At 56.9% G+C, this 23,949-nt stretch carries 17 protein-coding genes and 1 rRNA gene; 10 read left to right on the top strand and 8 right to left on the bottom strand.

Translation table 11 applies throughout. The features are described from left to right. From F8A88_RS14205 to F8A88_RS14190, 4 genes are all read right to left on the bottom strand, one after another. A 16S ribosomal RNA gene (locus F8A88_RS14205) occupies nucleotides 1–259 on the bottom strand; the annotation flags it as partial. 435 nt (nucleotides 260–694) lie between these two features. Beyond that, nucleotides 695–3,838 (bottom strand): efflux RND transporter permease subunit, encoded by a 3,144-nt coding sequence (locus F8A88_RS14200; RefSeq protein WP_151151833.1) that lies wholly within the window; start codon nucleotides 3,836–3,838, stop codon nucleotides 695–697. Then, nucleotides 3,835–5,232 carry an efflux RND transporter periplasmic adaptor subunit gene (locus F8A88_RS14195; RefSeq protein ID WP_151151832.1) on the bottom strand — a complete coding sequence of 466 codons (1,398 nt, stop codon included), beginning with the start codon at nucleotides 5,230–5,232 and terminating at the stop codon, nucleotides 3,835–3,837. The genes F8A88_RS14200 and F8A88_RS14195 overlap by 4 nt, the downstream gene beginning before the upstream one ends. Beyond that, complete coding sequence (locus F8A88_RS14190; protein WP_161598432.1) at nucleotides 5,217–5,918, bottom strand: CerR family C-terminal domain-containing protein; 702 nt, start codon at nucleotides 5,916–5,918, stop codon at nucleotides 5,217–5,219. The genes F8A88_RS14195 and F8A88_RS14190 overlap by 16 nt, the downstream gene beginning before the upstream one ends. A 150-nt stretch (nucleotides 5,919–6,068) precedes the next feature. On the opposite strand from F8A88_RS14190, the gene F8A88_RS14185 reads away from it, so the two are divergent. After that, on the top strand, nucleotides 6,069–6,956 hold the full coding sequence (locus F8A88_RS14185; RefSeq protein ID WP_161598431.1) for an AraC family transcriptional regulator: 888 nt from the start codon (nucleotides 6,069–6,071) through the stop codon (nucleotides 6,954–6,956). A gap of 14 nt (nucleotides 6,957–6,970) precedes the next feature. Further along, nucleotides 6,971–7,435 (top strand): AraC family transcriptional regulator, encoded by a 465-nt coding sequence (locus F8A88_RS14180; RefSeq protein WP_151151829.1) that lies wholly within the window; start codon nucleotides 6,971–6,973, stop codon nucleotides 7,433–7,435. Between the two features lie 123 nt (nucleotides 7,436–7,558). Here F8A88_RS14180 and F8A88_RS14175 read toward each other — a convergent pair whose 3' ends face one another. Both F8A88_RS14175 and asnS read right to left on the bottom strand, forming a co-directional pair. Continuing rightward, nucleotides 7,559–7,930: a hypothetical protein gene (locus F8A88_RS14175; protein WP_151151828.1), complete on the bottom strand. Its 372-nt coding sequence runs from the start codon at nucleotides 7,928–7,930 to the stop codon at nucleotides 7,559–7,561. A gap of 160 nt (nucleotides 7,931–8,090) precedes the next feature. Then, a complete protein-coding gene (gene asnS / locus F8A88_RS14170) occupies nucleotides 8,091–9,458 on the bottom strand; it encodes an asparagine--tRNA ligase (RefSeq protein WP_151151827.1) in 1,368 nt (455 codons plus the stop codon). A gap of 140 nt (nucleotides 9,459–9,598) precedes the next feature. Here asnS and ftsY point away from each other — a divergent pair, with 140 nt between their 5' ends. Next, nucleotides 9,599–10,963, top strand: coding sequence for a signal recognition particle-docking protein FtsY (gene ftsY / locus F8A88_RS14165; RefSeq protein ID WP_151151826.1), 1,365 nt, complete (start codon nucleotides 9,599–9,601; stop codon nucleotides 10,961–10,963). A gap of 22 nt (nucleotides 10,964–10,985) precedes the next feature. Further along, nucleotides 10,986–12,455 carry a 30S ribosomal protein S1 gene (locus tag F8A88_RS14160; RefSeq protein ID WP_151151825.1) on the top strand — a complete coding sequence of 490 codons (1,470 nt, stop codon included), beginning with the start codon at nucleotides 10,986–10,988 and terminating at the stop codon, nucleotides 12,453–12,455. Nucleotides 12,456–12,521: 66 nt separating this feature from the next. Here the strand turns inward: F8A88_RS14160 and F8A88_RS14155 are convergent, their stop codons facing one another. Next, a complete protein-coding gene (locus tag F8A88_RS14155) occupies nucleotides 12,522–13,331 on the bottom strand; it encodes an RluA family pseudouridine synthase (RefSeq protein ID WP_241667471.1) in 810 nt (269 codons plus the stop codon). A gap of 175 nt (nucleotides 13,332–13,506) precedes the next feature. Between F8A88_RS14155 and F8A88_RS14150 the strand changes: the two genes are divergently transcribed. From F8A88_RS14150 to F8A88_RS14125, 6 genes are all read left to right on the top strand, one after another. Further along, nucleotides 13,507–14,400 carry a DMT family transporter gene (locus F8A88_RS14150; protein WP_151151824.1) on the top strand — a complete coding sequence of 298 codons (894 nt, stop codon included), beginning with the start codon at nucleotides 13,507–13,509 and terminating at the stop codon, nucleotides 14,398–14,400. A gap of 3 nt (nucleotides 14,401–14,403) precedes the next feature. After that, nucleotides 14,404–17,583: a UvrD-helicase domain-containing protein gene (locus F8A88_RS14145; protein ID WP_151151823.1), complete on the top strand. Its 3,180-nt coding sequence runs from the start codon at nucleotides 14,404–14,406 to the stop codon at nucleotides 17,581–17,583. Between the two features lie 3 nt (nucleotides 17,584–17,586). Then, entirely contained in the window at nucleotides 17,587–20,490 is a 2,904-nt protein-coding gene (locus F8A88_RS14140) for a PD-(D/E)XK nuclease family protein (RefSeq protein ID WP_151151822.1), read from the top strand. A gap of 11 nt (nucleotides 20,491–20,501) precedes the next feature. Beyond that, complete coding sequence (locus tag F8A88_RS14135; protein ID WP_151151821.1) at nucleotides 20,502–20,951, top strand: PPC domain-containing DNA-binding protein; 450 nt, start codon at nucleotides 20,502–20,504, stop codon at nucleotides 20,949–20,951. Continuing rightward, nucleotides 20,948–22,135, top strand: a complete 1,188-nt coding sequence (lhgO, locus tag F8A88_RS14130) for an L-2-hydroxyglutarate oxidase (RefSeq protein ID WP_151151820.1) — start codon at nucleotides 20,948–20,950, stop codon at nucleotides 22,133–22,135. Before F8A88_RS14135 ends, lhgO begins: the two co-directional genes overlap by 4 nt. Nucleotides 22,136–22,230: 95 nt before the next feature. Continuing rightward, the gene (locus tag F8A88_RS14125; protein ID WP_151151819.1) at nucleotides 22,231–23,352 is read left to right on the top strand and encodes an NAD(P)H-dependent flavin oxidoreductase; all 1,122 of its coding nucleotides are present in this window, start codon (nucleotides 22,231–22,233) and stop codon (nucleotides 23,350–23,352) included. 88 nt (nucleotides 23,353–23,440) lie between these two features. Here F8A88_RS14125 and F8A88_RS14120 read toward each other — a convergent pair whose 3' ends face one another. Beyond that, entirely contained in the window at nucleotides 23,441–23,947 is a 507-nt protein-coding gene (locus F8A88_RS14120; protein WP_151151818.1) for a peptidylprolyl isomerase, read from the bottom strand. Between the last annotated feature and the right edge of the window lie 2 nt (nucleotides 23,948–23,949).

Below are 23,949 nucleotides of genomic sequence, written 5' to 3'. Positions count from 1 at the left end.
AGCTAATGAAACGCGGGCCCATCCAAAAGTGGTAGCTTATAAATAGAGGCCACCTTTCCTCCATAAAGTTAAATATGAAGCGTATCCGGTATTAGCAGACGTTTCCATCTGTTATCCCAGTCATTTGGGTAGGTTACCCACGCGTTACTCACCCGTGCGCCGCTCTACTCACTTCCCGAAGGAAGCTTTCTCGCTCGACTTGCATGTGTTAGGCACGCCGCCAGCGTTCAATCTGAGCCAGGATCAAACTCTCCAGTTAAAAACTTGGAGATGATGTTTGATCACTTAGTCACAAATCTGACCCGGGATGGGGTCATGTGATACTAGCGATCTTAATTTGCTCAACTCGCTATTTAATTGTCAAAGACCGAAGTCCTTCTGGAAAGAACGGCCCGGCTCGTCGCCGGGAAAGGGAAGCTACTGAATCAGCGTTTCCCTGTCAACACCTTTTTTCAACTTTTTTCAGCGGCCCGTTCGGGCCTCTTCAAAAAACTCTCGGTGCCAACCGTCCGATTTCGCTTAGAAAGATCAAGCCGCCGTTCCCGCGCCCCGAGGCGTTTTCCCGTGCGGCGAAGAGGAGTTCTACGGAAACACCCCCTACCCGTCAAGCACTTTTTCAAAAAAAAAGCAGGCATTTTTGCTCAAAAACGATAAGCTGTTGTTTTTGTTGTTTATCTTTCTGAAGACTTTTTCCTCATTTTTCATTCGGTTCAACAAAATTTCCATCCCGGCATGCGCGAGACGTCAAACCAAAGTCATCCAATATGGAATACAAGGCCGGCAAAACAACCAAAACCAACACGGTAGACGTCAACAGGCCGAACACGATGCTGGTACATAATGGTATTAACACCTGCGCCTGCAGGCTTCGTTCGCTCAAGAGCGGCACCAGCCCCACGATGGTCGTGAGAGACGTGAGCAACACAGCCCGAAACCGTTGGCGACTGGCCTTCATGGAAGCATCATGAGCGCTCATCCCCCGGCACATATGCCTTTTCACGAATTCCACCAAGAGGATGGAGTCATTGACCACGATACCAGCCAAGGAGGCAAATCCCATGATACTGACCATGGAAAGATCCAAACCCATGAGCAGGTGCCCCCAAACAACGCCGATGAAAGCCAGGGGGATGGCGCCGATAACCACCAACGGCTCGATGTAGCTGCGGAACTGGAAGCTGAGCAGCACAAAAATGCCAAGCACACCTAACAGAATTGCCTTACGCAACGATGCCCCCGTCCTGCCTCCCTGCTTGGCTTGCCCTTCCAGCGTATACTCGATGCCCGGATACTTTTGCAGCAACCGGGGCATGAATCGTTCAACAGTATCGGCTACGACCTCGTTGGCATTGGCAGTTGCCGTATCCACATCTCCCTGCACAGTGGCCGTACGAACGGAATTCACTCGCGAAATCGTCGCAAAACCTCGCCCCTGTTCCAAGAATGCCACAGAACTGAGCGGAACGTTCTTTCCTCCGGGTGTTCTTACGTAAAACAGCTCCACATCACCCAATGAATCACGGTCCTCACGGGCAAGACGCACATTGATTTCATAGGCCTCAGGACCATCCTGAACTTCAGTAGCATCCCGCCCATAAAACGCATTGCGCAACTGGGAGGCGATTTTCTGTGCGTCCAACCCCAAAGCCGTTGCACCGGGTTTGAGACGCAGTTGCAGCTCGGGCTTTCCCGGCCGAAGGTTATCGCTCACGTCATACACGCCTTCGTAGCGTCGCAACCACCGCACAAGTTCATTGGAAGCTTTTTCAAGGACATCCAGATCCTGCCCCTGCAAACGAATTTCGAGAGGAATCCCTGCCGGGCCGATGGCGGGTTCCTTATATGTTATGGACGAGACATCCGGCACATTGCCAACCAACTCTCGCCAGCGCTTGGTCAAATCATCGATACTGGTTGTCCGCGTTTCCGCATTGAGCAAATCAACGGAAATTGTGGCAACGTGCGGCCCGGCCTCTTCCGTGTCCTGATTCTGATTATATTGAATGGTCACATTCTGAACCAAGGGTTGGCCCTCCGGCTGTTGCGGAGCATATTCCTTGTTCACGGTCCCAAGCGCATCCACAAGGCGCCCGACAATGCTCTCGGTACGCTCCAACGGAGTCCCTTGCGGCAAAAGAATGCGCGCCTGAACAATATCACCCTCAATATCGGGAAAAGCCTTGGTCTTGAGTACCCCGCCGGCCAGCATGCCTACGGATATGAAAAGAAGAGCAAAAACACCGCCAACCACCAGATAACGCCATTGGACAGCCCAATCCACGGCTCTGCCGAGAACGGACTCCCGAACCTTTTCAAACCGCGCCTCGAAACTACGACGAAAACCGGACGCAACGGACGGCATCGAGCGCAAAGAGTGCTCCAGATGGTTGGGCAAAATGCAAAAAGCCTCCACCAGGCTCACGGCCAGGGTCATGATCAGCACAACGGGCATGACCCAAAGCACTTTCCCTATATTGCCCTCAATAAGGACAGCGATGGTGCCGAAAATCAGGACCGTTGTGGCAAAGGAAGACACAACACCGACAGCCACCTCGGATGTGCCATCAACGGCAGCCTGCAACGCCGACTTGCCCTTCTGCAGATGGGAACTGATGTTTTCCGCGATGACGATGGCGTCATCCATGATCAGGCCCAGTGCCAGCAACAATCCGACCATGGTCAGCATGTTCAGGGTCAGCCCGCCCATATCCATAAGGAAGAACGTGCCCATGAACGAAACGGGCAGCCCGAGAGAAACCCAGAATGAAAGACGGATATTGAAAAAAAGCCACATGACCGCAAAAACAAGAAGCAACCCCTGAATCCCGTTTTCCACCAGCATGTTCAAACGGTCGCGCACAATCTTGGTGGAGTTCTGAGTCAATACCAGAGATACCCCGGGAGAAGCCTTGGCGCTTTCCTGTTGAACAAAATCCCTGACCGCATCCAGAATGCGCAGGGAATCCTCGGAGCCGGTCTTTTCCACGACGATCTTTCCGGCCCGTTTGCCGTCGAAAATAAACTTGTCCTCATCAAGTTCAAAGGTATCCTGTACACTGGCAATGTCGCCCAGACGGACCTCGGCTCCGGTCCTGCCGGAAACAACAACCAGATCACGGTACCCCTCCACGCTCCGCCGCTGGTCTGCAAAACGGACAAGAATATCGGCATCACGAGTCAAAACCGTTCCGGCCGGAAGGTCCACATTCTGCCGACCGATAACATCAGTAATCTCGGACATGGACAGTCCGTACTGCATGAGCTTTTCGGCGGGCACTTCAATACGAATCTGGTGATCGGAAAATCCCTCGATACGAACCAGGGAAATGCGAGGATCGCGAAGCATGCGGTCCTTGAGTTGTTCGCAATACAATTTGAGGTGCGGCAACGACATGGGGCCGCTTACCGCCACGGCCACAACAGCATCCTTGCGCCCCAGTTGCCGGATAACCGGAATCTCGGCCTGGTCAGGGAAATCATCAATAGCCTCGACCTCGGTCTTCACGTCGTCCAGGAACTGGCGCATGTCGCCGCCTTCGACCATTTCGGCAACCACCCGCCCCCGGTTTTCCCGGGCCGTGCTGCGCACCTCTTCCAGATAGGTAACTCCGTCAATAGCATCCTCGATGCGCTGACATATGGATTCTTCCACATCCTCGGCGGTCGCACCGGGATAGGGAACGACGATCTCGACTTCAGTGGGGTCAAAATCCGGAAAGGTCTCGCGAACCAATTTGGGCAACGACAATACGCCAAGCACCAAAAAAATAAGCATGAGCAGGTTCGCGGCGGTGGGATGCCCGGCAAAAAACGCCAGGAAAGAACGCTTTCCCTTCATTGGACCGCTCCCCGGCCCAAGGCTTCGTCCACCAGTCGCTGCAAGGCTTCCTCATCGGCAACCGGCTTGAGCTTCATGCCCTTTATGGCCGGAATAACATCGCTGAGCACCACACGTTCGCCCGCGTCAAGCCCTTCGCTCACGGTCACGAAACCGGATTGGGGGGCGTAGGTCTTCACGGGACGAAACGCAAGGCGGTCTTCCTTGTCCGCCACATAGACGACGCCCTCGTGCACCGCAGACCGGGGCACCACCACGGCGGGCTTTCTCGGCCGCCCGCGCAGTTCCACCTCGGCGTACATATTCTTAAGCAATGGAGGACGAACCCCGCCCTCGACCTTCAGATACGGATCGTCCACCGCAACGTAAATGCCGATGGTCCGTGTATCCGGGTCCACGGACTCGCTGATTCGGGCCACGCGCCCGTCCCACTCCACGGTACCGTCCGGAAGCCGCAAACGGATGACTGCTGTCAATCCCAGCAGGTCCCTGACCTGCTGCATGTCCGGCACGCCACCGGAAAACGAAGGACGAAAGCCGCGCGGCAGGATATTCTTGAATGAATAAAGTGGCATCTGGGCAAAGGCCTCGGACACGCCGATGCTGTCCAGCGTGGCCAAAACGTCGCCAATCTTGACCGCCTGCCCCGGCTCCACGCTCTCTGCGGCCACACGGCAATCAAACGGAGCTTGAATGACTGTTTTCGCCTCGTCAAGACGGGCATCCGCCAGTTGCGAACGCGCGGAGGCCAGCCGCGCCATGAGTTGCTGGCGTTCTGCCGGAATGGTATTCAGCGTGGATTGAAAATTCTGCACAGCATTGCTCTGGGTCAGGTAATTCTGCTCGGCCCGATCCAGTTCAGACTTCGATATGACCTTCTCCGCATGAAGCTTCTTGTTGCGTTCGAACTCCTTTTGAGAAAGAGCCAACTTGCCCTTCTCTATTCTCAGCTGTCGTCTGGCGTTGTTTTCTGCCTGGTCCAGGCGCTGAATCTGGGCCAGGATATCCTGCACATCAGCCTCGGTCCGCTCCCGGGCGAGGCCCGGTTCGGCCGGATCAATGCCAATGATCTCTTCTCCCGCACCAATGACATTACCTTTCTTGAGGTTGCGATGAACGAATACGACCTTGCCCCCTACTTCCGCCACGGCATCCCACACCTGACCCGGCTGGACGTACCCGTATCCGACAACACGGGGAACAACGGCCAGCTCGGGCGCGGCCAACACGCGGACAGCAACCACCCGCTCAGTGGGTGTTTGCTGCTGCGGCCCGCCACGAAGCTTTACCATCACGACCAACACGAGAACGCCGAACGCAACGGCCGGGAACAGGACAAGCCGACGATGACTAGCGCAAAAGTCCACAATACGGGCAATCATCCTCTGCAACATGTTCCCTCCCCTGCCGGCAACCCAAGGGCCGACAATGCCATATCCGAAACAACCCGAACAACATCCCGCACCCGCTCAGGAGTATAGCCGTCCCACGGCATGCGGGCAAAAACAACCGGACGCCCCATGGCAAACCCGATGACCATGCCCACCAGCGTGTGCGCGCGCAGCTTGGCCTCGTCCGATTCCTCGGGAAGGCCCGATATCACGGCCACCATATGCGTTATCATCACATGCACCTCTCGCACCAGCCGTTCATATATGATATCAAAGCCTATCCCCGCTTCAGCGTATTCGCGCATGATGAACGCCGCACGCTCCCGCAGCGATTCCGAGCCCAGAATATTTCCGGCAAGAAATGAAATCATGGAACGCACGACAGCGGCCTGCCGCACAGGATTTCCGTTCGCCTCGGCCAGACGGGCGGGGAACTGCGACACATGGGCACGGTCTTCGCCCAAAATAGTCTCCACAACCCATTCGACCACGGCCCGATACAACCCTTCCTTGCCGCCAAAATGATACGGGATGGCCGCCTGATTCACTCCGGCATCTCTGGCGAGCGCGCGCGTGGTCGTTCCTTCGAAACCGTATTGCCCAAACAGCCGAAGCCCGGACCCAATCAACTGTTCCCGTGTTTTTTCCGGGCCATGCGCCCGGTTTTCCGAATTATTCTGTTGCGTCATGCGCTCTCCATTCATTTGATTTATTCAAATGAATAAACCATGCGCACGGCGCGGTCAACAACCTTCCGAAAAATCGAAAACGTGATAAAAACCGTCAGGCAAAAGCGCACGCCCGGGGCTAAAAAGGCGCACAAGCAAACAGGAGCAACCGTGCAACAGCAACTCACACTGCATCAACGCATGAGCGACGCGCTCTGCTATATTCAGGCCTCACTGGATCAGGCCATCGACCCGGAACAGGTTGCAGCGCGCGCCTGCTTTTCGCTCTCGCACTTTCACCGCATATTCAAAGGCATGGTCGGAGAAACACTGGGCGAGCACATCCGCCGCCTTCGTCTGGAGCGGGCCGCCGTGCAACTTGCCTATGGCGATGCGCAGGTGACGGGCATAGCCTTTGACGCAGGCTATGAAACGCTCGAATCATTCAGCCGCGCCTTCAGAAAGATGTTCGGTCAGGCTCCCTCGAAATTCAGGAAAACGAATCAACGCTTTCTTTTCCCGGAAACCCCGTCCGGCATCCACTACAGTCCCGGGACCCAACTTTCCATTGAGGATCCAGTCCGTAACGAAAAACCCCTGAAATTGGGCACGACGGATTTCGGTCCCCAACGGGTCGCCTACATACGGCACACCGGGCCCTACTTCGAATGCACGGCCGCGTGGGAACGACTCTGCGCATGGGCGCAGGGCAATAACGTTCTGCGAGAGGACACCTTGTTTCTGGGTATCTGCTACGATGATCCGACCATCACACCCGAAAACAAAATCCGCTATGACGCCTGCATCACCATACCGAAAGGCATTGGTCCGGAAAACGACGTGACCATAAAAGAACTGCCGGCCTGCGAATATCTGACGGCAACCCACTATGGCCCATACGAAAAGATGGAAGAAACCTACACCCAAATGATGTGGCAGTGGCTGCCCGCATCCGGGCGGGACGTGCCGGATCAACCGAGCCTTGAAATATACCGCAACACCCTAGAACAGGTAAGTGCGGAAGAACTTGTGACCGACATATACGTTCCCCTCGCTTAAACAAAGGAGATACCATGAATGTGGACATCAAAATGACCGGCACCCATTCAATCGCATACGTGCGCCACACCGGCCCGTACATGGACTGCAAAACGGCCTGGGATGAGTTGTGTGCATGGGCCATGCCCAAAGGGCTGCTGACCCCGGAAACGCTATTTTTCGGCATCGGCCACGACGACCCGGAACAGACACCGGAACAGGACCTGCGCTACGACGCCTGCATCACGCTGCGGGAAACACCCGAAACCGAAGGCAATGTGCAACTTGGAACAATACCGGCCGGGCAATGCGCGGTTGCGCTGCATGTCGGCCCATATGAAACCCTCGGGGATAGTTGGCGGGAAATCCTGAAGACATGGCTGCCGCACAGCGGACATCAGTACGACTGCGCGCGTGCCTCCTTCGAACAATACATGAATGACCCGGAAACCACGCCGCCGCAGGAGCTGCGGACCATGCTCTTCGTGCCCATCAAATAAAAAAGGCCCGGTTCTCTCCATAAGTGTTGACGAAAACGCCTAAAACAGAACAGAACCCCCTGTTTGCTATGCAGACAGGGGTTCTTCATTTTCCTAGGTTGTTTGATTGCGACTTGATCACATCTACTGTTTCCTGATCCACGCCATCGCACCCAGAATAGCTTTGTCGTCCCCAGCAATGAAGTCTTTGTGTTTCAGCATCCGGACGAAGTTCACAAAGGTCTCGTCAGCAAAGTGTGCGGGATTATTGTTGAGATAATCCATTAGCAGGTCTGCATAGGTACCGTAAGACAATTGAATATTATTGGGAATAACACCAAGCCGAATCACTGAATCGCACATCGCAGTTATGTAACCGACGGCTGCAGCCTGCTCCCAAACGACCGTTGACTTGTTCATACGGTACCATTCTTCAGAATTACTGATCTCTGCGGCAATGGATGTGCCGCACGTCATGCACAATAAGAACAGTGCCAAAACCAATTTCTTCTTCATCGATACTCCCTCCAAGGATACAGTTTGGGGACAACATGCCTATTAAACCACCCTTGGTCGATTATCAAAAAAAGTGGGTCCAACAAATAGTACCCACTTTTTTCAACATGTATAAAAAAGGCCCGGTTTGTCCGGGCCTTTCCTTTCTCTTTTCGGAAGACTAAAAATCCAGATTGTTGGGCGTCCTCGGAAACGGCATGGCGTCGCGGATGTTGCTCACCCCGGTCACCAGCATGAGCAGACGCTCGAACCCGAGCCCGAACCCGGAATGCGGCACCGAACCGAACCGCCGCGAATCCACATACCACCAGTAATGGTCTTCGGGCAGATCCATTTCCTTCATGCGCGCCAGCAGCACGTCCATGCGTTCCTCGCGCTGGGAACCGCCGATGATCTCGCCGATGCGCGGCACAAGGCAATCCATGGCGGCCACGGTCCTGTCGTCGTCATTGACCCGCATGTAGAACGGCTTGATGCTCTTGGGATAATCGTACACATACAGGGGCTGCTTGAATTTTTCCTCGCACAGGAACCGCTCGTGCTCGGTCTGCAAATCAATGCCCCATTCCACGGGATAATCGAACTTCTTGTTGCTCTTGATCAGGATGTCCACGGCCTCGGTATACGGCAGGCGCACGAACTCCCTGTTCAACACGGTTTCCAGCGTGGGCATGAGGGATTTGTCTACCCACTTGGCAAAAAGCTCCACGTCCGAGGCACAGGTATCCAGCACATGGGCCACCAGATACTTGATCATCTCCTCACCGAAATCCATGTCCCCGGCCAGATCAACGAAGGCCATTTCCGGCTCGATCATCCAGAACTCGGCCACGTGGCGCGGGGTATTGGAGTTCTCGGCCCGGAACGTGGGACCAAAGGTATATACGTCGCCGAGAGCCAACGAGAACATCTCGGCCTCAAGCTGGCCGGAAACGGTCAGATGCGCGGGGCGGCCGAAAAAATCCTGCTCAACGGGAGCCTGACTGCCGTGTTCAAGGCTGGTGACCCGGAACATTTCGCCCGCGCCTTCGCAGTCCGAGCCGGTCAGGATGGGTGTGTGCACATAGAAAAATCCGCGCTCGGCAAAAAACTTGTGCACGCCCTGCGCCAATGCGGAGCGGATGCGGAACATGGCTCCGTACTTGTTGGTGCGCGGGCGAAGGTGCGCGATGCCGCGCAAAAATTCATCAGTATGCCGCTTTTTCTGCAACGGAAAAGTTTCCTGATCCGCAGTGCCGATCAGTTCAATGGCAGTTCCGCGAACCTCCCACTTCTGTCCCTTGCCCGGCGACTCCACCAATGAGCCGGTAATACCCACGGCCGCGCCCGTGCCCACGTCGGCCAGGGTCGCCTCGATTTCCGGGGTATGATCCACGATCGCCTGAATATTCTGCAGGCAGGAGCCGTCATTGATCTCCACAAAGGAAAATCCCTTGGAATCCCTCTTGGTTCGGACCCATCCCTTGATGACAATCTCGTCCATGGCCTGTGTTGCGGCCAAGGCGTCCTTTATTTTGGTGCGTTGCATAAAAAGCCCCTTTAAGGTTTTTTTGGCTCTTCTAGCCACTTCGAAACAAAATGGCAACGCCGTCGCAACTGTTGCGTCGCGCGAGCGCGTGATATATACCCTCCGGGCGAGAGTTAAGCAGCAACGAGGTAAATACACCCATGGGATTCTTTTCCAAAGTCAAGAAATTCTGGCAAAGCCCGGAAGACGCGGCCCAGCAGGCCGTGGACCAATACCTGAAAGATACGGGCGCAACGCCGCCTCCTTCCGCAGAACCGGAACAGCGGGAACAACCGTCCGAAGCGCAACCTGCGACGCAACCAGGTCAGGACTGGCAAAAGGAACTGACTCTGGCCCTGCGTCAGGCGGAACCCAGGTTGTCCGAATGGCTGAACGCGGTTCTGGACGGCGTGGACACGGCCGGAGACCAACTCTGGGAACGCCTTGCCTTTCTCTTTTCCGCGCTTGACGCGCCCGAAACGGAATCCAAGGATTTCATCGACCGCTTTGCCAAATGGCTGGATGAAATGGGCTACGAAAACGTGCCCGAATTCCGCTCGGAACTGCAATACCGCCTCACGCTGGCTTTGGACCTCGAGGACGAAGAAGACGAGCGGGACCGCCTGTTCCTCAAGCTCTCCGAAGGCATATCCAAAACCAAGGAACAGATCACCAAACGCATCGACGGCCTTCTGGCCTCGCACAGTTCCATGGATGAGGATTTCTGGGAGGAATTCGAGGAAATCCTGATCATGGCGGACGTGGGCATGGAAGCGGCCTCGCGCCTGATGGACAACCTCAAGGAACGCGCGCGCAAGGCAGACACGGACAACCCTGAAGACTTCAAGGACATCCTGCGCGACGAACTGGAAGAAATCTTCAAGATCGGCCCGAGAATTCAGGCCGTCAACCCGCCGGAAGTGGTCATGATGGTGGGCGTGAACGGCGTGGGCAAGACCACGACCATCGCCAAGCTGGCGCACCGCGCACAGATGCAGGGCAAAAAAGTGCTCATTGCCGCGGGCGACACGTTTCGGGCCGCGGCCATCGACCAACTGGCCGTGTGGGCCAAACGTCTGGACTGCGGATTCTTTTCCAAGGACGAAGGCTCCGACCCGGCGGCCGTGGCCTACGAGGCCATGGAAAAATGCGTGGCCGAAGGCTACGACCTGCTGCTGCTCGACACGGCAGGCCGTCTGCACACCAAGGTCAATCTCATGGAAGAACTCAAAAAAATACGCCGGGTTCTGGGCAAGAAGCATGAGGGCGCACCGCACCGTTCCCTGCTGGTCATCGACGCCACCACCGGCCAGAACGCGCTTTCGCAAACCAAGCTCTTCCACGAAGCCGTGGGAGTGGATGAAATAGTGCTCACCAAGCTGGACGGAACCGCCAAGGGCGGAGTCGTCGTGGCCGTGAGCCTGCAATATCAGGTGCCCATCACCTATGTTGGGCTGGGAGAGAAAATGGAAGACCTTCGCCCGTTCAACGGCAAGGACTTTGCCAAGGCGCTGCTCGCCTCCTAACCATTTACCCGGAAACGAGATCATGTCCGAAGACATCAACAAGACCAACGGCCAGGGCGAAGGCGAAGAGAGCTTTGCAGAACTCTTCGAACAGTACAGCGAAGGCGGAAACGACAACCTTCAGGTTGGCGACAAAGTCTCCGGCGCGGTAATCTCCATAGGAGAAACATCCGTGTTCGTGGACGCAGGCTCCAAGCTGGACGGCATCGTGGAGCGCGCCGAACTGCTCGACGACGAAGGCAACATCACCGTGGCCGAAGGCGACACCGTCGAACTCTACGTCGTGGGCATCGATTCGAGCGGCATCAAGCTTTCCCGCGCCCTTTCGGGCATCGGCGGCCTCAAGATGCTGGAAGAAGCCAAGGCCAGCAGCCTGCCCGTGGAAGGCAAAGTCAGCGGCACCTGCAAGGGTGGCTTCAACGTCATGGTCATGCAGCGCCGGGCATTCTGTCCGGTCAGCCAGATCGACAACCGTTTCGTGGAAGATACCGAACCCTATGTCGGGCAGACCTTCGAATTTTTGATCACCAAACTGGAACAGAACGGCCGCAACATCGTTGTCTCGCGCCGGGCCATTATGGAGCGCGAAGCACAGGCCGCCACCGAGGAATTCCTCAAGGATGTCAACGTGGGCGACACCGTGGAAGGCACCATCTGCAAGCTGGCCCCGTTCGGCGCGTTCGTGGAGCTCCGTCCCGGCGTCGAAGGACTGGTGCATATCTCCGCTCTGGGCTATGCCCGCGTGCAGCACCCGGAAGAAGCCGTTTCCGTGGGCCAGAAGGTGCAGGCCAAGGTGCTGGGCATCGAAACCCATGAAAAATCCGGCAACCTCAAAATATCCCTGTCCATGAAGGAACTGGCTCAGGACCCGTGGGACACGGTGGCCGCCACCTTTGCCGAAGGCGACAAGGTCACCGGAAAAGTGGTCCGGCTCGCGGACTTCGGCGCCTTCGTGCAGATAGCCCCGGGTGTGGACGGTCTGGTCCATGTTTCGGAGATGAGCTACACCAAACGCGTGCACAAGCCGTCCGACATGGTGGCCGAAGGTGACACCGTATCCGTGCAGATCAAAGGCATTGATCTGGACAAGCGCCGCATTTCCCTGTCCATGAAGGATGCGGAAGGCGACCCGTGGATGGACGTTGAAGAAAAATACGCGACCGGACAGACGGTTCAGGGAACCGTGGAAAAACGCGAACAGTTCGGCATCTTCATCAATCTGGAGCCGGGCATCACCGGCCTGTTGCCCAAGTCCGTGCTGGCACGTTCGGAAAAAGCCAAGGAATTCGACAAGCTGAATCCCGGCGACACCGTGACCGTGACCATCGGACAGGTCAAGGCGGGCGAGCGCAAGATTTCCCTAAGCACCGGCGACGAACGCGACGGCGACGAGTGGAAGCAGTTCCAGCCCAAAAAGCAGGACACCGCCTCTTCCGGCGGATTCGGCCTGCTGGGTGACAAGATTCAGGAAGCGCTCAACAAAAAGAAATAGCGCGCCGCAACGACAAAAAATCCCCCGCCATCCACCGATGACGGGGGCTTTTGCATGGCAATCCATCTAGGAAAAATCGTCGTCGACCACAAAGGAAAACCCCGGTCCCTCCACAAAATAATGATGCAGAAACAGACGCGATGCCTCCGGCCCGCCATACAGGACATCCCCCACGATGGGGTGACCGGTCCCGGACAGATGCGCACGGATCTGATGGCGCGCACCCCGACGAATCAGACACCGCACCAAAGTACTGTCCGCCTCCATGCCGCATTCAATGGGCTCCACCTCAGTCCAGCGGGCACTGTCCGGATCAACGTCATCCGTCAGACGCGTCTTCTTGCGGTTGGCCATGTCCAGCCGGTCCCTGACCACGGTGGATTGCATCATGCGCCCCTGAACCCGGGCATAGTAATATTTACGCAACTCTCCTGCCTCTTGCGCCCGCTCGTATTGTAACCGCGCGTCCCGATTCAGGGCCACCAGCACAATACCCGACGTGGGACCGTCCAGACGATTCAGCAACACGGGGTTTTCCGCAGGAAACAGATCGGGAAGCATCGCTTCGACCGTGCCGTCTTCACGTCCGGCAATCACCGCAGAATGCATGCCGTGCGGTTTAAAGACTGCGGCGAATCCATCACAACGGCCAACAATGCGCACATCGTGGTTCTGCGCACCGGAATCATGATCCATAAGTTCCACATCCTGACCGGGACGCACCTTGAACGACGGACCACGCACGATTCCGTTCACGAGCACACGGCCATCCTCGCACAGCCTGCGACGGTGCCGCAGTCCGGCTTCCGGCAAAAGCACTCTCAGGAACCGATCCAGCCGCGCGGCATCGTATTCCGGCAAAACAGTTTGCGTCATGTCGCTCATGAGCAGACCATAACGAGCCACCAAGACCAACCGCAAGCACTTAATGGTTTTGACGCAGGAATGAAAAACTCCTACATCTACCGGACACAATTGAAACAACTATCCAGGAGCCCGCATGCCCTGTTCATTCTCCGTACCCACACTCTCCACGAAAAAGGACAACTAGATGGACGTTCGCGGTCTGTGCTACGTTCTGGCGGCAGCCTTCATGTGGGGCATCATCGGTATCTTCACGAAATACATTCTGAAAGACGGTGTCTCGGCTCTTGAAATAGCTTTCTGGCGAGCTGCATTCGCCTGGGTTCTTTTTCTCATTCACGCAACAGCCAAAAAACAGTTGAAAGTGAAAACCGTCGACCTGACCATCCTGGTCGGCTTCGGATTCATCTGCGTGACGCTGTTCTACGCATCCTACCAGCTGGCCATCCGCGATGTGGGCGTGGCCCTTGCCGCCGTGCTGCTGTACACGGCTCCGGCATGGGTGGCCTTCCTTTCCCGGCTTGTTCTGGGTGAAGCATTGACTCCATCCAAAATCGCCTGCGTGGCCATGACCATCGGCGGCGTGGCCTGCATCAGCCTCGGGCCAAGCCTGTTTGACGACGGCCCCGCCGTGCGACTCGACAAATTCGGCCTTGCCGCCGGCCTTGTCGCTGGTCTGACCTACGCACTCTACTACATCTTCGGCAAAAAAATTCTGCACCGCTATGCAACGCCCACCATCTTTGTATACGCCCTGCCTTTCGGTGCCCTCTTCCTGTTGCCCTTCGTACACTTCGCCCCCAAAACGCCACAAACATGGATGTTGCTTGCGAGTATGGCGGCCGTGACCTCCTACGGCGCATTTTCAGCCTATTACGCAGGGCTCAAACGCCTGGACGCCACACACGCGGCCGTAATCGCCACACTTGAACCCGTGGTGGCCTCAATCATGGCCTTCACGCTTTTCGGTGAAAGCTTCGGCGTCTGGGGATACGGCGGTAGCACGCTGATCATCGCGGCAGTGCTGATCGTGGTCATGGGCGGGGGCAGGCCCGCAACCCGAAAAACCCAAATGGATTGATCCATGTCCGAACTCAAGCAAGTCAAGGCCTCGGCAGGCTCGGGAAAAACCTACCAGCTCACACGACGTTTTCTCTCGCTGTTGGACGGCTCCGGTAGCGACCAACACAGCTTTTCCTGCGCAGGTCGCAGCCCGCAGGGCTATTCATGGCCGGAAATACTGGCCGCAACCTTCACCAACAAAGCCGCTGCGGAAATGAAGGAACGCGTGGTCGGCTCCCTGAAATCGGGCGCACTGGGCAAAGGGGACAGGGCCGGGATTCCGGGACACTCCATCCGCAACGACGAAAAGAAACTGCAGGCCATACTGCGCCGCTACCAACGCCTGAACATCCGCACCATCGATAGCCTGTTGAATATGCTCATGCGCCTGTTCGCCCTGGAGTTAGGGATCCGCCCGGACTTCGACATCGCTCTTGACGAACAGGAACTCTTCGATGCCGCCTATGACCGCTTCATTGCACTCTGCGAATCCGGAGGCCCGGAGCAAGACCAGCTCGCCACAGCAATCATCACGTTGCTCAGGGCCGAATCGAAAAAGGGATTTCAACTGGTGCTGCCCATCAGGGAACGGCTCAAGGCCATCATGACCTTTTTGCGCGGACTGCCCGAAGCCGAACAGCAACGGATTGAAACGGACCAGCAGAAACTGCTGGACATGCTCGCCGCTGCCAACGCAGCCATGAAGGTGCACGTCACGGCAATGCAAAAACACCTTGAAACAACAGGGCTTCCGGCCAGCAAGAATTTCATCAATGCGTTGGAAAAGCTTGCGGTCCTCGACCTGTTCGACACAATTCCCGAATCAAAACTCCTGTGCAAGGACTCCCTGTGCGACTGCATAAACAAAGCGGGCAAGGACAAGGTGGACGGCGCAGGCGAGGCTCTCTATGCCGCGCTCAAACAGGGAGTGCAAAACTACAGGCAGGAAGGAGCGCTCATCCGGGGAGCGCACAATCTGGCTCCGGCCGTGGTCATGGCCAAAACCGTGCTGGGCATGCTTGAAAAAATCGAGCGGCTAAAAGGCATCATCCCCAATTCGGCCCTGCCCGGCTACGTGAACAGGCTGCTGGACGGCCCCATGGTGCCGGAAGCATTCTGCCGTCTGGGCGGCCGCCTGCACCACCTGCTCATTGACGAATTTCAGGACACCAGCCGCGCCCAATGGCAGGCCATGCAACCACTTGCCGAGGAATGCCTGGCCAAGGGCGGCAGCCTCTTCTACGTGGGGGACGTCAAGCAGGCCATTTACGGCTGGCGCGGCGGGGACGCCGATCTTTTTGACGAACTGCCGAAAATCCCCGAACTTTCGGCCATTGCCAGCGACATCCGGCTCGAAACCCTGCCCGACAACTGGCGCAGCCACCGTGCCATCGTGGAATTCAACAACACTTTTTTCCGCAACTTCGAAGCGGATGAACCGCCCGTTGAATTGGCTAACAATCTCTTCCCCGAAGTCTCCGTGGACTTTACCGACTCGTTTGCGTCCCAGTTGCGCCGGGACTTCAGTTCCAGTGCGCAGGGCATTGCTCCGCCCCACGCCGAAACGCACGGTTATGTCCGCTTCGAACGAATCCACGGCGAAAAAAAAGACGAAATCGAAGAGGCAACCCTGAATGCCCTGAAAAAAACCATGCAGGAAATTTTGAGCCGAAGGTCATACGGCGACGTGGCCGTACTGGTTCGTTCCGGCAACCACGGCGCATTGGTCTGTGACCTGCTGGTAGACATGGGCGTGCCTGTCATCACTGAAAGCAGCTTGCGGCTGGACAGACATCCCATCATCCGGCAGGCAACCGCGCTGCTCGAATTTCTGGATTATCCCCGCAATGAACTTGCTCTGGCCGAATTCGTCATGGGCGAGGAACTGTTCCTTGCGGAAAGCGGTCTGGACCGCGACGAAATCCATGCATGGCTGGCGCGTCCGGACAAACGCCCGCTGGACGTGCGGCTGGCGCAGGACTACCCGCGCCAATGGGAACTGTGCATCAAGCCGTTCTACAACAAGGCCGGTGTCATGACGCCCTACGACCTCATGCAGGACATCAATGCCGCCTACCATGTTGAAGAGCGGCATCCCGGCGACCAGCTGTATCTGAAGCGTTTCCTTGAAGTCATTCATCTGGCCGAGGAAAACGGACATGGGTCCCTGTCCACGTTTCTTGATTTCTGGAACGAAAACTCGGAACAGGAAAAGGTCCCCCTGCCGGAAAACGTGGATGCCGTGCGCATCATGACCATCCACAAATCCAAGGGGCTGGAATTCCCGGTGGTGGTGGTTCCCTTCCATCACTGGGAGGTGCAGAAAAACGCAGACTACCTTGTACGCAACCACCACGGAACGCACATGCTCGCACCGCTGGTGAAGGACGTGGGCAAGCCTTACCACGCCAACATGGCCCAGGCCGTGCGCGAACAGCTCAACACCCTATACGTGGCCTGGACCCGCGCGGGCGAGGAACTTTACGGCATCTACCCGGAAGAAATGAGCAAAATGCGAGCGGCCCTTGAGGCCATGAACCTTTTCCTTTCCCCGGACAAGAACGGCATCACCGAATACGGACAGCGCCCCGGCACCAAAGTGCAGACAAAAAAAGACCAACCCGAAACAGGCCACACAACCATACCACCGCGCAAGAAGCCGCCCGAACTCATGAGCTGGCTGCCCAGACTGCGGGTCTATCGCCACACCATTGAAGAATGCCTGTTTTCCGAACGGTTGCGTGGCGAGGTGGCGCACCGGGCCATGGAACACCTGCGTGTGACCGGCAACGACGAAACGGACACGAACCGGGCGCTGAAAATGGCCATGCACGACTTTCCGGCCCTTGCCGGATTGCCACGGGAAACGCTCGACGACCTTGAACGAGACATCTCGACCATGCTGCGCTGGGCGTTGGATAATGCGCAATTGCGCACATGGCTGGCCCGAGGGAACAGCGAACCCGAAATAATGGACAACGACGGCAAATTCCACCGTGTGGACCACCTGTACATGGATGAAGACATGGCCGTGGTCGTGGAATTCAAGACCGGGCACAAATACCCCGAGCACCATGATCAGGTCATACGCTATCTGGACCTGCTGGCGAACATGGACAGCGTGCCGCAAAAACGGTCCGGGGTACTGGTCTATCTGGACCTGCACGAAGTCGAACCGGTCGCCGACGCAAGGGGGGAGTGATCGATGAACCCGATCCACATGATACCGTGGCAAAACGACTTCATCACCGCGCTTGGGGACTGGCTGGTCCAACGCGAAGACTTTCAGCAGGCGACGGTCATCTTCACGCACCGCCGCCCGCGCCAATATCTCAAGCGATACCTGAGCGAGCACCCGGACCTGCCGCGCCCCTGCTTCATGCCCACCATGACCTCGGTGGCGGACTTCATCGGCGGCCTGCGGTCAGAACTGGGCCATGCGCCGCTGATGCAGGCCAAGCGGCTGGACCAGGCCGAACTGCTGTACGGCATCGTCCGGGGACTGCGCCAACAAGGACACGGGCTTCTCGCCACCCTGCCGCAAATGGAACGCGAAACATTTCTGCCGTGGGGCCTTGAGCTGGCAAAACTCATGGAAGAATTGCTCCGCCACAACATGGAGCCTGCGGACCTTGCCTACATGGAGCACGAGGTGGCTGACTACGCCGCGGCCCTGCTCGAGCAACTGCGTTCCATATTCAACGCCTACGTCGAAGCCCTGCACGCACATGGCTGGACCACACCGGGGGTGGACTGCTGTTTCGCAGCCGAACATACCAATGATATTATCAGCGCACATCAGAACAAACCGCTGATCGCTGCGGGATTCTACGCTCTGAGTGGAGCCGAAGACGCACTTTTCAGAGCATTATGGCAACATAACATTCTCGACGTGTGTTGGCACACGGACCCGGACCTTGCCCACGGCGGCCATGGCCATTGGGCGGCCACCGAACACCGCCACTGGCTTCGCAACTGGCAGGCGCAGACGCGACTACTGGCAGAACCGGTTTCCCGTCCGCTCATCAAAGGCGTTCGCTTCCGAGAAGGTTTTGACCGCCACTCCCAGCTGGCTGCCCTCAAGGAAGAGCTCGTCTCGACAAAAGACGCCAACAAAACCCATGAAAATACGGCCATCGTCCTACCGGATGCCGGGGCGCTCATGCCTGTACTGCACCATCTGCCGGACGAGGACGTGAACATATCCATGGGCTATCCGCTGGAGCGAACCTCTCTGGCCCGTCTGGTGGAGACCATTGTCACCCTGCGAGAAAACCGGCTTGATGACGGCCGCTACCATTGGAAGGACATGGTCAACCTCATACGGCATCCATACATAAAAATGCTGGGGGACCAAACCAGCCCGGATTACCGTCGAGTGCTGTTCGTGTGGGAAGCCTCCATGCGGCAGGGAGAACCCTATGTTCGTCCTGAAGACTGGGTGCCAGCATACGGCATCAAGCCGCTGGAAAACATTGCCGAGGAACGCTGCGAACCGTTGCGCCGGGAAGTGATGCGCACCTGTCTGGAAAATTTCGAGAACATCTCGACACTTTCGGAACTTGCGGACGCTCTCAACGACCTTGTGACCATGCTGCACGCCAACGGTCCGAACATATGGAAGAATTTCCTCATCGATGCCGAATGTCTCTACCGCCTGGCAAGCTCCGTGATTCCCGAACTCAAGGCCCCGCTCAGCAGCAACGCCGAGTTTTCGCTGCCGGTGCTGACGTCCATATTGCGCAAACTCATGCAACAGGAACGGGTTTCCTTTGAACCGGACCCCATTACCGGCCTGCAAGTGCTCGGCGTGCTGGAAACACGCCTTCTGCATTTCAAGCGGCTGTTCCTGCTGGATGCCGTGGAGGAACGCCTGCCCGGAACCAATGCGGCGGACCCGCTGCTGCCCGACCCCATGCGCGGGCTGTTGGGTCTGCCCGACTCGCGCGAGCGGGACAATGTGGCCGCCTACAACTTCTACCGGCTGGTCATGGGCGCGGACCAGACCGTGATCTTCTACCAGAGCGGCATCCAACCCGGCCTGCTGGACGGCAAAAGCATCCGATCCCGGTTCGTGGAGCAACTGCTTTGGGAAATGGAGAAGGCCAAAGGTGACGTCATCAATACCGGCGACCCGGAAATCCTGCCGGTCAACATCAAATCCGGCCCGGTGCCACACAATCCCGGTGACATTGCCGTGACCGAAGACATCCGTGCTGCACTGCACGATCATCTTGAAAACAAGGGGCTGACCCCTTCCAAAATCGACACTTACCTGCACTGCCCCAAACGCTTCTTTCTGGGCACGCTTGCCCGGTTGCGCCCCATCACGGAAATCACGGAAGAAGCCGATCCGGCCGAACTCGGAACGCTGGTGCACGAGGTGCTCCGGGAATTCTTTTCCGGCCACATGAACCGCCGGATCATTCCTGCGGAACTGGACGCAACGTCCCTGCTTGCCCTGTATGAAAAACGGCTCAAGGAAAGCGAACTATACCAAACCCTGCCCTACGACGGCAAAACCGCACTTGCGCATACCGGACGTTATCGCCTGGAACGCCATCTGCAAGCCCAGCAGGAGCCAACCACCATCCTCGGGTTGGAAACCGAACTCACGGCCGAAATCACCGTGCAAAAAACCGTAATCCCCCTGCGGGGAACGGTAGACAGGGTCGACCAGCGCGACCTGGACATCCGCATTTTGGACTACAAGACCGGAAATCTCAAAAAGCCCGGAGAAAAGTTCTGGTCCGACGATGAGTTGTGGCAACGCATGAACGACAGTGACCCGGCTGACACCGCTCTTTTGCCCGATCTGGCAAAATCGATGCAAAGCGTACAGCTTCCTGCCTACCTCCACCTCTATGAACACGGGAAACAGGCCGACCGGGCTGTGAACGCCGCATTGGTGGACCTCAAGGACACGGGCAGGGAAAAAACGCTTTTCCCGGACAAATGGGAACGAGAGGAAATGCGGGAGATCATCGAAGACCAGATTCCCCAACTGATATATTTTCTGGTCACACACATCCATGACGCAACGGTCTTTCCCGCCACACCCAGCAGCCTGTGCGATTGGTGTGATTTCAAACGAATCTGCGGACGATAAGGAGCACGATCATGCAATACAGCGAAGGCCGGATGGGCCGCATTTTCACCCTGCGTCTTGAAGACGGCGACAGACTGCCCGAATGCGTGGAGGATTTCGCCAGCCAGCAGAACATCGAATCCGCATTCTGCCTGTTGCTTGGCGGCATCGGGAGCGGCTCCATTGTGGTTGGCCCCGAAGACCCGCACGGAAAAACCATCACCCCCGTCCTGCAAAAAATTACCGGAGCGCACGAAGCCGCCGCCGTGGGAACCCTTTTTCGCGACGAGAAGGGCGCCCCAGTCCTGCACATGCACGCCACAATGGGACGCGGACAGAAGTGCCGGACAGGCTGCATCCGCCCGGGCGTGGACACATGGCTTGTGGGTGAATTCGTGATCGTGGAAATCCTTGATTCCGGCATGATGCGCGCCACCGACCCCACAAGCGGATTCAAGCTGCTGACCCGGAGGCGGTCATGAGCAATGCGGATTTCGTCATCTGCGGCGCGGGCATCGTGGGGCTGAGCATTGCCCGCGAACTGGTTTCCCGCGGGCATAAAAACATCCTGATTTTCGACAAGGAGGCGGCCCCCGGCAAACACGCCTCGGGCCGTAACAGCGGTGTGTTGCACGCGGGCATCTATTATGACCCGGGCACGCTCAAGGCACGCATGTGCTTTGAGGGCAACCTACTCATGCGGGAATACTGCAGGCAACGCCAACTTCCCCTGCTGGAAACAGGTAAGGTCGTGGTGGCCCGGGACGAATCCGAAATCCCCACCCTGCTGGAACTGAAACGCCGTGCAACAGCCAACGGCGCACAGGTAAGCGTGGTGGACGAACAGACTCTGCGCGAGCTGGAACCGGAGGCAAAAACCGCCGGCAAGGCGCTGCATTCTCCACTAACCGCCGTGGTGGACCCCAAGGCAATTCTGCTGGCCCTGCGCAAAGAACTCGAAGACACGGGGGTGCGCTTCATGTTCGGCACCCGGTTCACCGATGCGGGTGACGGATTCGTGTTCACGGACAATGGCAGTCTGGAATACGGCCTGTTCATCAACGCTGCCGGGGCTTACAGCGACACTGTTGCCCATGCCTTCGGCATTGGCCGCAACTACCGTCTCATTCCATTCAAGGGCATTTACAAAACGCTCAAAAAACACGCGGCCGACCGTATTCGCGGCAGCATCTACCCGGTCCCCAACATCAAGAACCCGTTTTTGGGCATCCATTTCACGCGCAGCGTTCACGGCGACGTATACCTCGGCCCCACCGCCATCCCGGCGCTGGGGCGCGAGAACTACGGAATCCTCAAGGGAATGGACAAAGAACTCCCGGCCATCCTGATGCGTGATGCGCAAATGTTTTTGCGCAACCCAAAATTCCGGGGAGTGGCCCTGGAAGAACCACGCAAATACATGTTCAAATACTTTTTTGAAGATGCCCGGAAATTGGTGCGCCACCTTGACCCCGATGATATCGAAGCAAGCCCCAAATCCGGCATCCGTCCACAACTGGTGGACATGCGCAACCACGAACTGGTCATGGACTTTCTTGTGGAGCAAGGCCGAACCAGCCTGCATGTTCTCAACTCCATCTCCCCGGCCTTTACCAGCGCCATGAGCTTTGCCCGAATGGTCGTGAATGAACATATGAACATTTAAACGATCGTTTGACACGCTTTCCGGTCTGAGGGTATTGACTTTCGTTGCACCTGGAGTATCGTCCCTGCACATTTCTCAGGAGTGAGGTTATAATAATGAAATTACCCAGTTTGAAATTCGGTGACCTGGCTGCCCGGGTCCCCATAATCCAAGGCGGCATGGGCGTGGGTATTTCCCTGTCCGGTCTGGCTTCCGCCGTTGCCAACGAAGGCGGCGTGGGCGTCATCGCCACTTCCATGATCGGCATGCGCGACCCCAAGCGCGCCAAGGACCCCAATGGTGCCGACATCCGCGCACTGACCGAAGAAATCCGCAAGGCGCGCGAAAAAATGGTGGACGGCCTGCTGGGCGTCAACATCATGTGCGCCCTGACCAACTTCAAGGATCTCGTTTCCACCTCGGTCAAGGAAAAAGTGGACGTGATTTTCTCGGGCGCGGGCCTGCCGCTAGACCTGCCCAAGTACCTCAGGGAAGCATCCGAGGACCTCAAGCAGGACCTCAAGACCAAGCTCGTGCCTATCGTGTCTTCAGGCCGGGCCTCCAACATCCTTTGCCGCAAATGGCTCTCCCGGTTCGACTACCTTCCGGACGGATTCGTTGTGGAAGGTCCCAAGGCCGGCGGCCATCTCGGCTTCAAGCCCGAGGAAATAGAAGACCCGGACCACCAGCTCGAAAAGATCGTCGGCGACGTGATTGAAAGCGTGAAGCCCTTTGAGGACAAGCATGGAAGAAAAATTCCGGTCATTGCCGCTGGCGGCGTCTACACCGGAAGCGACATCGGACGTTTTCTGAACATGGGAGCCGCGGGTGTACAGATGGGAACCCGCTTTGTGGCCACCGAGGAATGCGATGCGGACATCGCCTTCAAGGAGGCTTACATCAACGCCAAGAAAGAAGACGTGACCATCATCAAAAGCCCTGTGGGCATGCCGGGCCGCGCCATCATGAACAGCTTCCTTGAAGCGGTTTCCGACGGCATGAAAAAACCCAAGAAGTGCATCCACAAATGCCTGCACAGTTGCGCCGAGGAAAACTCGCCCTACTGCATTGCGCAGGCGTTGGTGAACGCTTACAGAGGCAAGCTGAAACACGGCTTCGCCTTTGCCGGAGCCAATGCCTACCTTGTGGACAAGATCGTCACGGTCAAGGAGCTCATGAACTCCCTCAGGGAGGAATTTGACGCCTTCCGCGACTCGGAAGAAAAGCAAAACAAATAATCAGACCACGGAAAAGCCCCGGACTGCCAAAAACAGTCCGGGGCTTTTTGCTTGCCTTTACATGCGTTGCGGCAATGTTGCGAGAACTCTATTCAAAACGATAAGCCGCAATGATGGAAACGGGATCAACGGGCACATCGTCGAATCCCTGATAACTTCTGGTCTTGGACTTGGCGATCTTCTCAACCACGTCCATGCCGTCGCTGACTTCGCCGAAAACGCAATATCCCCACCCATCATCGGTCTTTTCCGTGTGGTCAAGGTCGGCATTGTCGGCCACGTTGATGAAAAACTGTGCGGCTCCGCTGTGCGGATCAGCCGTACGCGCAACAGCCAGAGTGCCCTTCAGGTTCTTCAGACCGTTGTCGGCCTCGTTCTCGATGGCGGGTCCGGTTTCCTTCTCGGCCATGGAAAACTCAAGGCCACCGCCTTGAATCATGAAGCCCTTGATGACCCGGTGAAACAAGGTTCCTTCATAAAATCCGTCATCAACGTAAGAAAGAAAATTCTCAACGGTCTTCGGTGCCTTGTCCGCATACAATTCCACGAGGATTTCGCCCATGGGGGTTTCCATGAGCACGAGGGGATTGTCCATTC

It is taken from the genome of Pseudodesulfovibrio senegalensis (assembly GCF_008830225.1).
Lineage (GTDB): Bacteria > Desulfobacterota > Desulfovibrionia > Desulfovibrionales > Desulfovibrionaceae > Pseudodesulfovibrio > Pseudodesulfovibrio senegalensis.
The sequence above is the reverse complement of the archived record's forward strand: the minus strand, read 5'-3'. Positions and strand labels throughout refer to the sequence as shown.

Coding starts and splice junctions, on each gene's coding strand:
- F8A88_RS14200 (WP_151151833.1), bottom strand. CDS start 3,838: ATGAAGGGAAAGCGTTCTTTCCTGGCGTTTTTTGCCGGGCATCCCACC.
- F8A88_RS14195 (WP_151151832.1), bottom strand. CDS start 5,232: ATGTTGCAGAGGATGATTGCCCGTATTGTGGACTTTTGCGCTAGTCAT.
- F8A88_RS14190 (WP_161598432.1), bottom strand. CDS start 5,918: ATGACGCAACAGAATAATTCGGAAAACCGGGCGCATGGCCCGGAAAAA.
- F8A88_RS14180 (WP_151151829.1), top strand. CDS start 6,971: ATGAATGTGGACATCAAAATGACCGGCACCCATTCAATCGCATACGTG.
- F8A88_RS14175 (WP_151151828.1), bottom strand. CDS start 7,930: ATGAAGAAGAAATTGGTTTTGGCACTGTTCTTATTGTGCATGACGTGC.
- asnS (WP_151151827.1), bottom strand. CDS start 9,458: ATGCAACGCACCAAAATAAAGGACGCCTTGGCCGCAACACAGGCCATG.
- ftsY (WP_151151826.1), top strand. CDS start 9,599: ATGGGATTCTTTTCCAAAGTCAAGAAATTCTGGCAAAGCCCGGAAGAC.
- F8A88_RS14160 (WP_151151825.1), top strand. CDS start 10,986: ATGTCCGAAGACATCAACAAGACCAACGGCCAGGGCGAAGGCGAAGAG.
- F8A88_RS14155 (WP_241667471.1), bottom strand. CDS start 13,331: ATGACGCAAACTGTTTTGCCGGAATACGATGCCGCGCGGCTGGATCGG.
- F8A88_RS14150 (WP_151151824.1), top strand. CDS start 13,507: ATGGACGTTCGCGGTCTGTGCTACGTTCTGGCGGCAGCCTTCATGTGG.
- F8A88_RS14145 (WP_151151823.1), top strand. CDS start 14,404: ATGTCCGAACTCAAGCAAGTCAAGGCCTCGGCAGGCTCGGGAAAAACC.
- F8A88_RS14140 (WP_151151822.1), top strand. CDS start 17,587: ATGAACCCGATCCACATGATACCGTGGCAAAACGACTTCATCACCGCG.
- F8A88_RS14135 (WP_151151821.1), top strand. CDS start 20,502: ATGCAATACAGCGAAGGCCGGATGGGCCGCATTTTCACCCTGCGTCTT.
- lhgO (WP_151151820.1), top strand. CDS start 20,948: ATGAGCAATGCGGATTTCGTCATCTGCGGCGCGGGCATCGTGGGGCTG.
- F8A88_RS14125 (WP_151151819.1), top strand. CDS start 22,231: ATGAAATTACCCAGTTTGAAATTCGGTGACCTGGCTGCCCGGGTCCCC.
- F8A88_RS14120 (WP_151151818.1), bottom strand. CDS start 23,947: ATGGACAATCCCCTCGTGCTCATGGAAACCCCCATGGGCGAAATCCTC.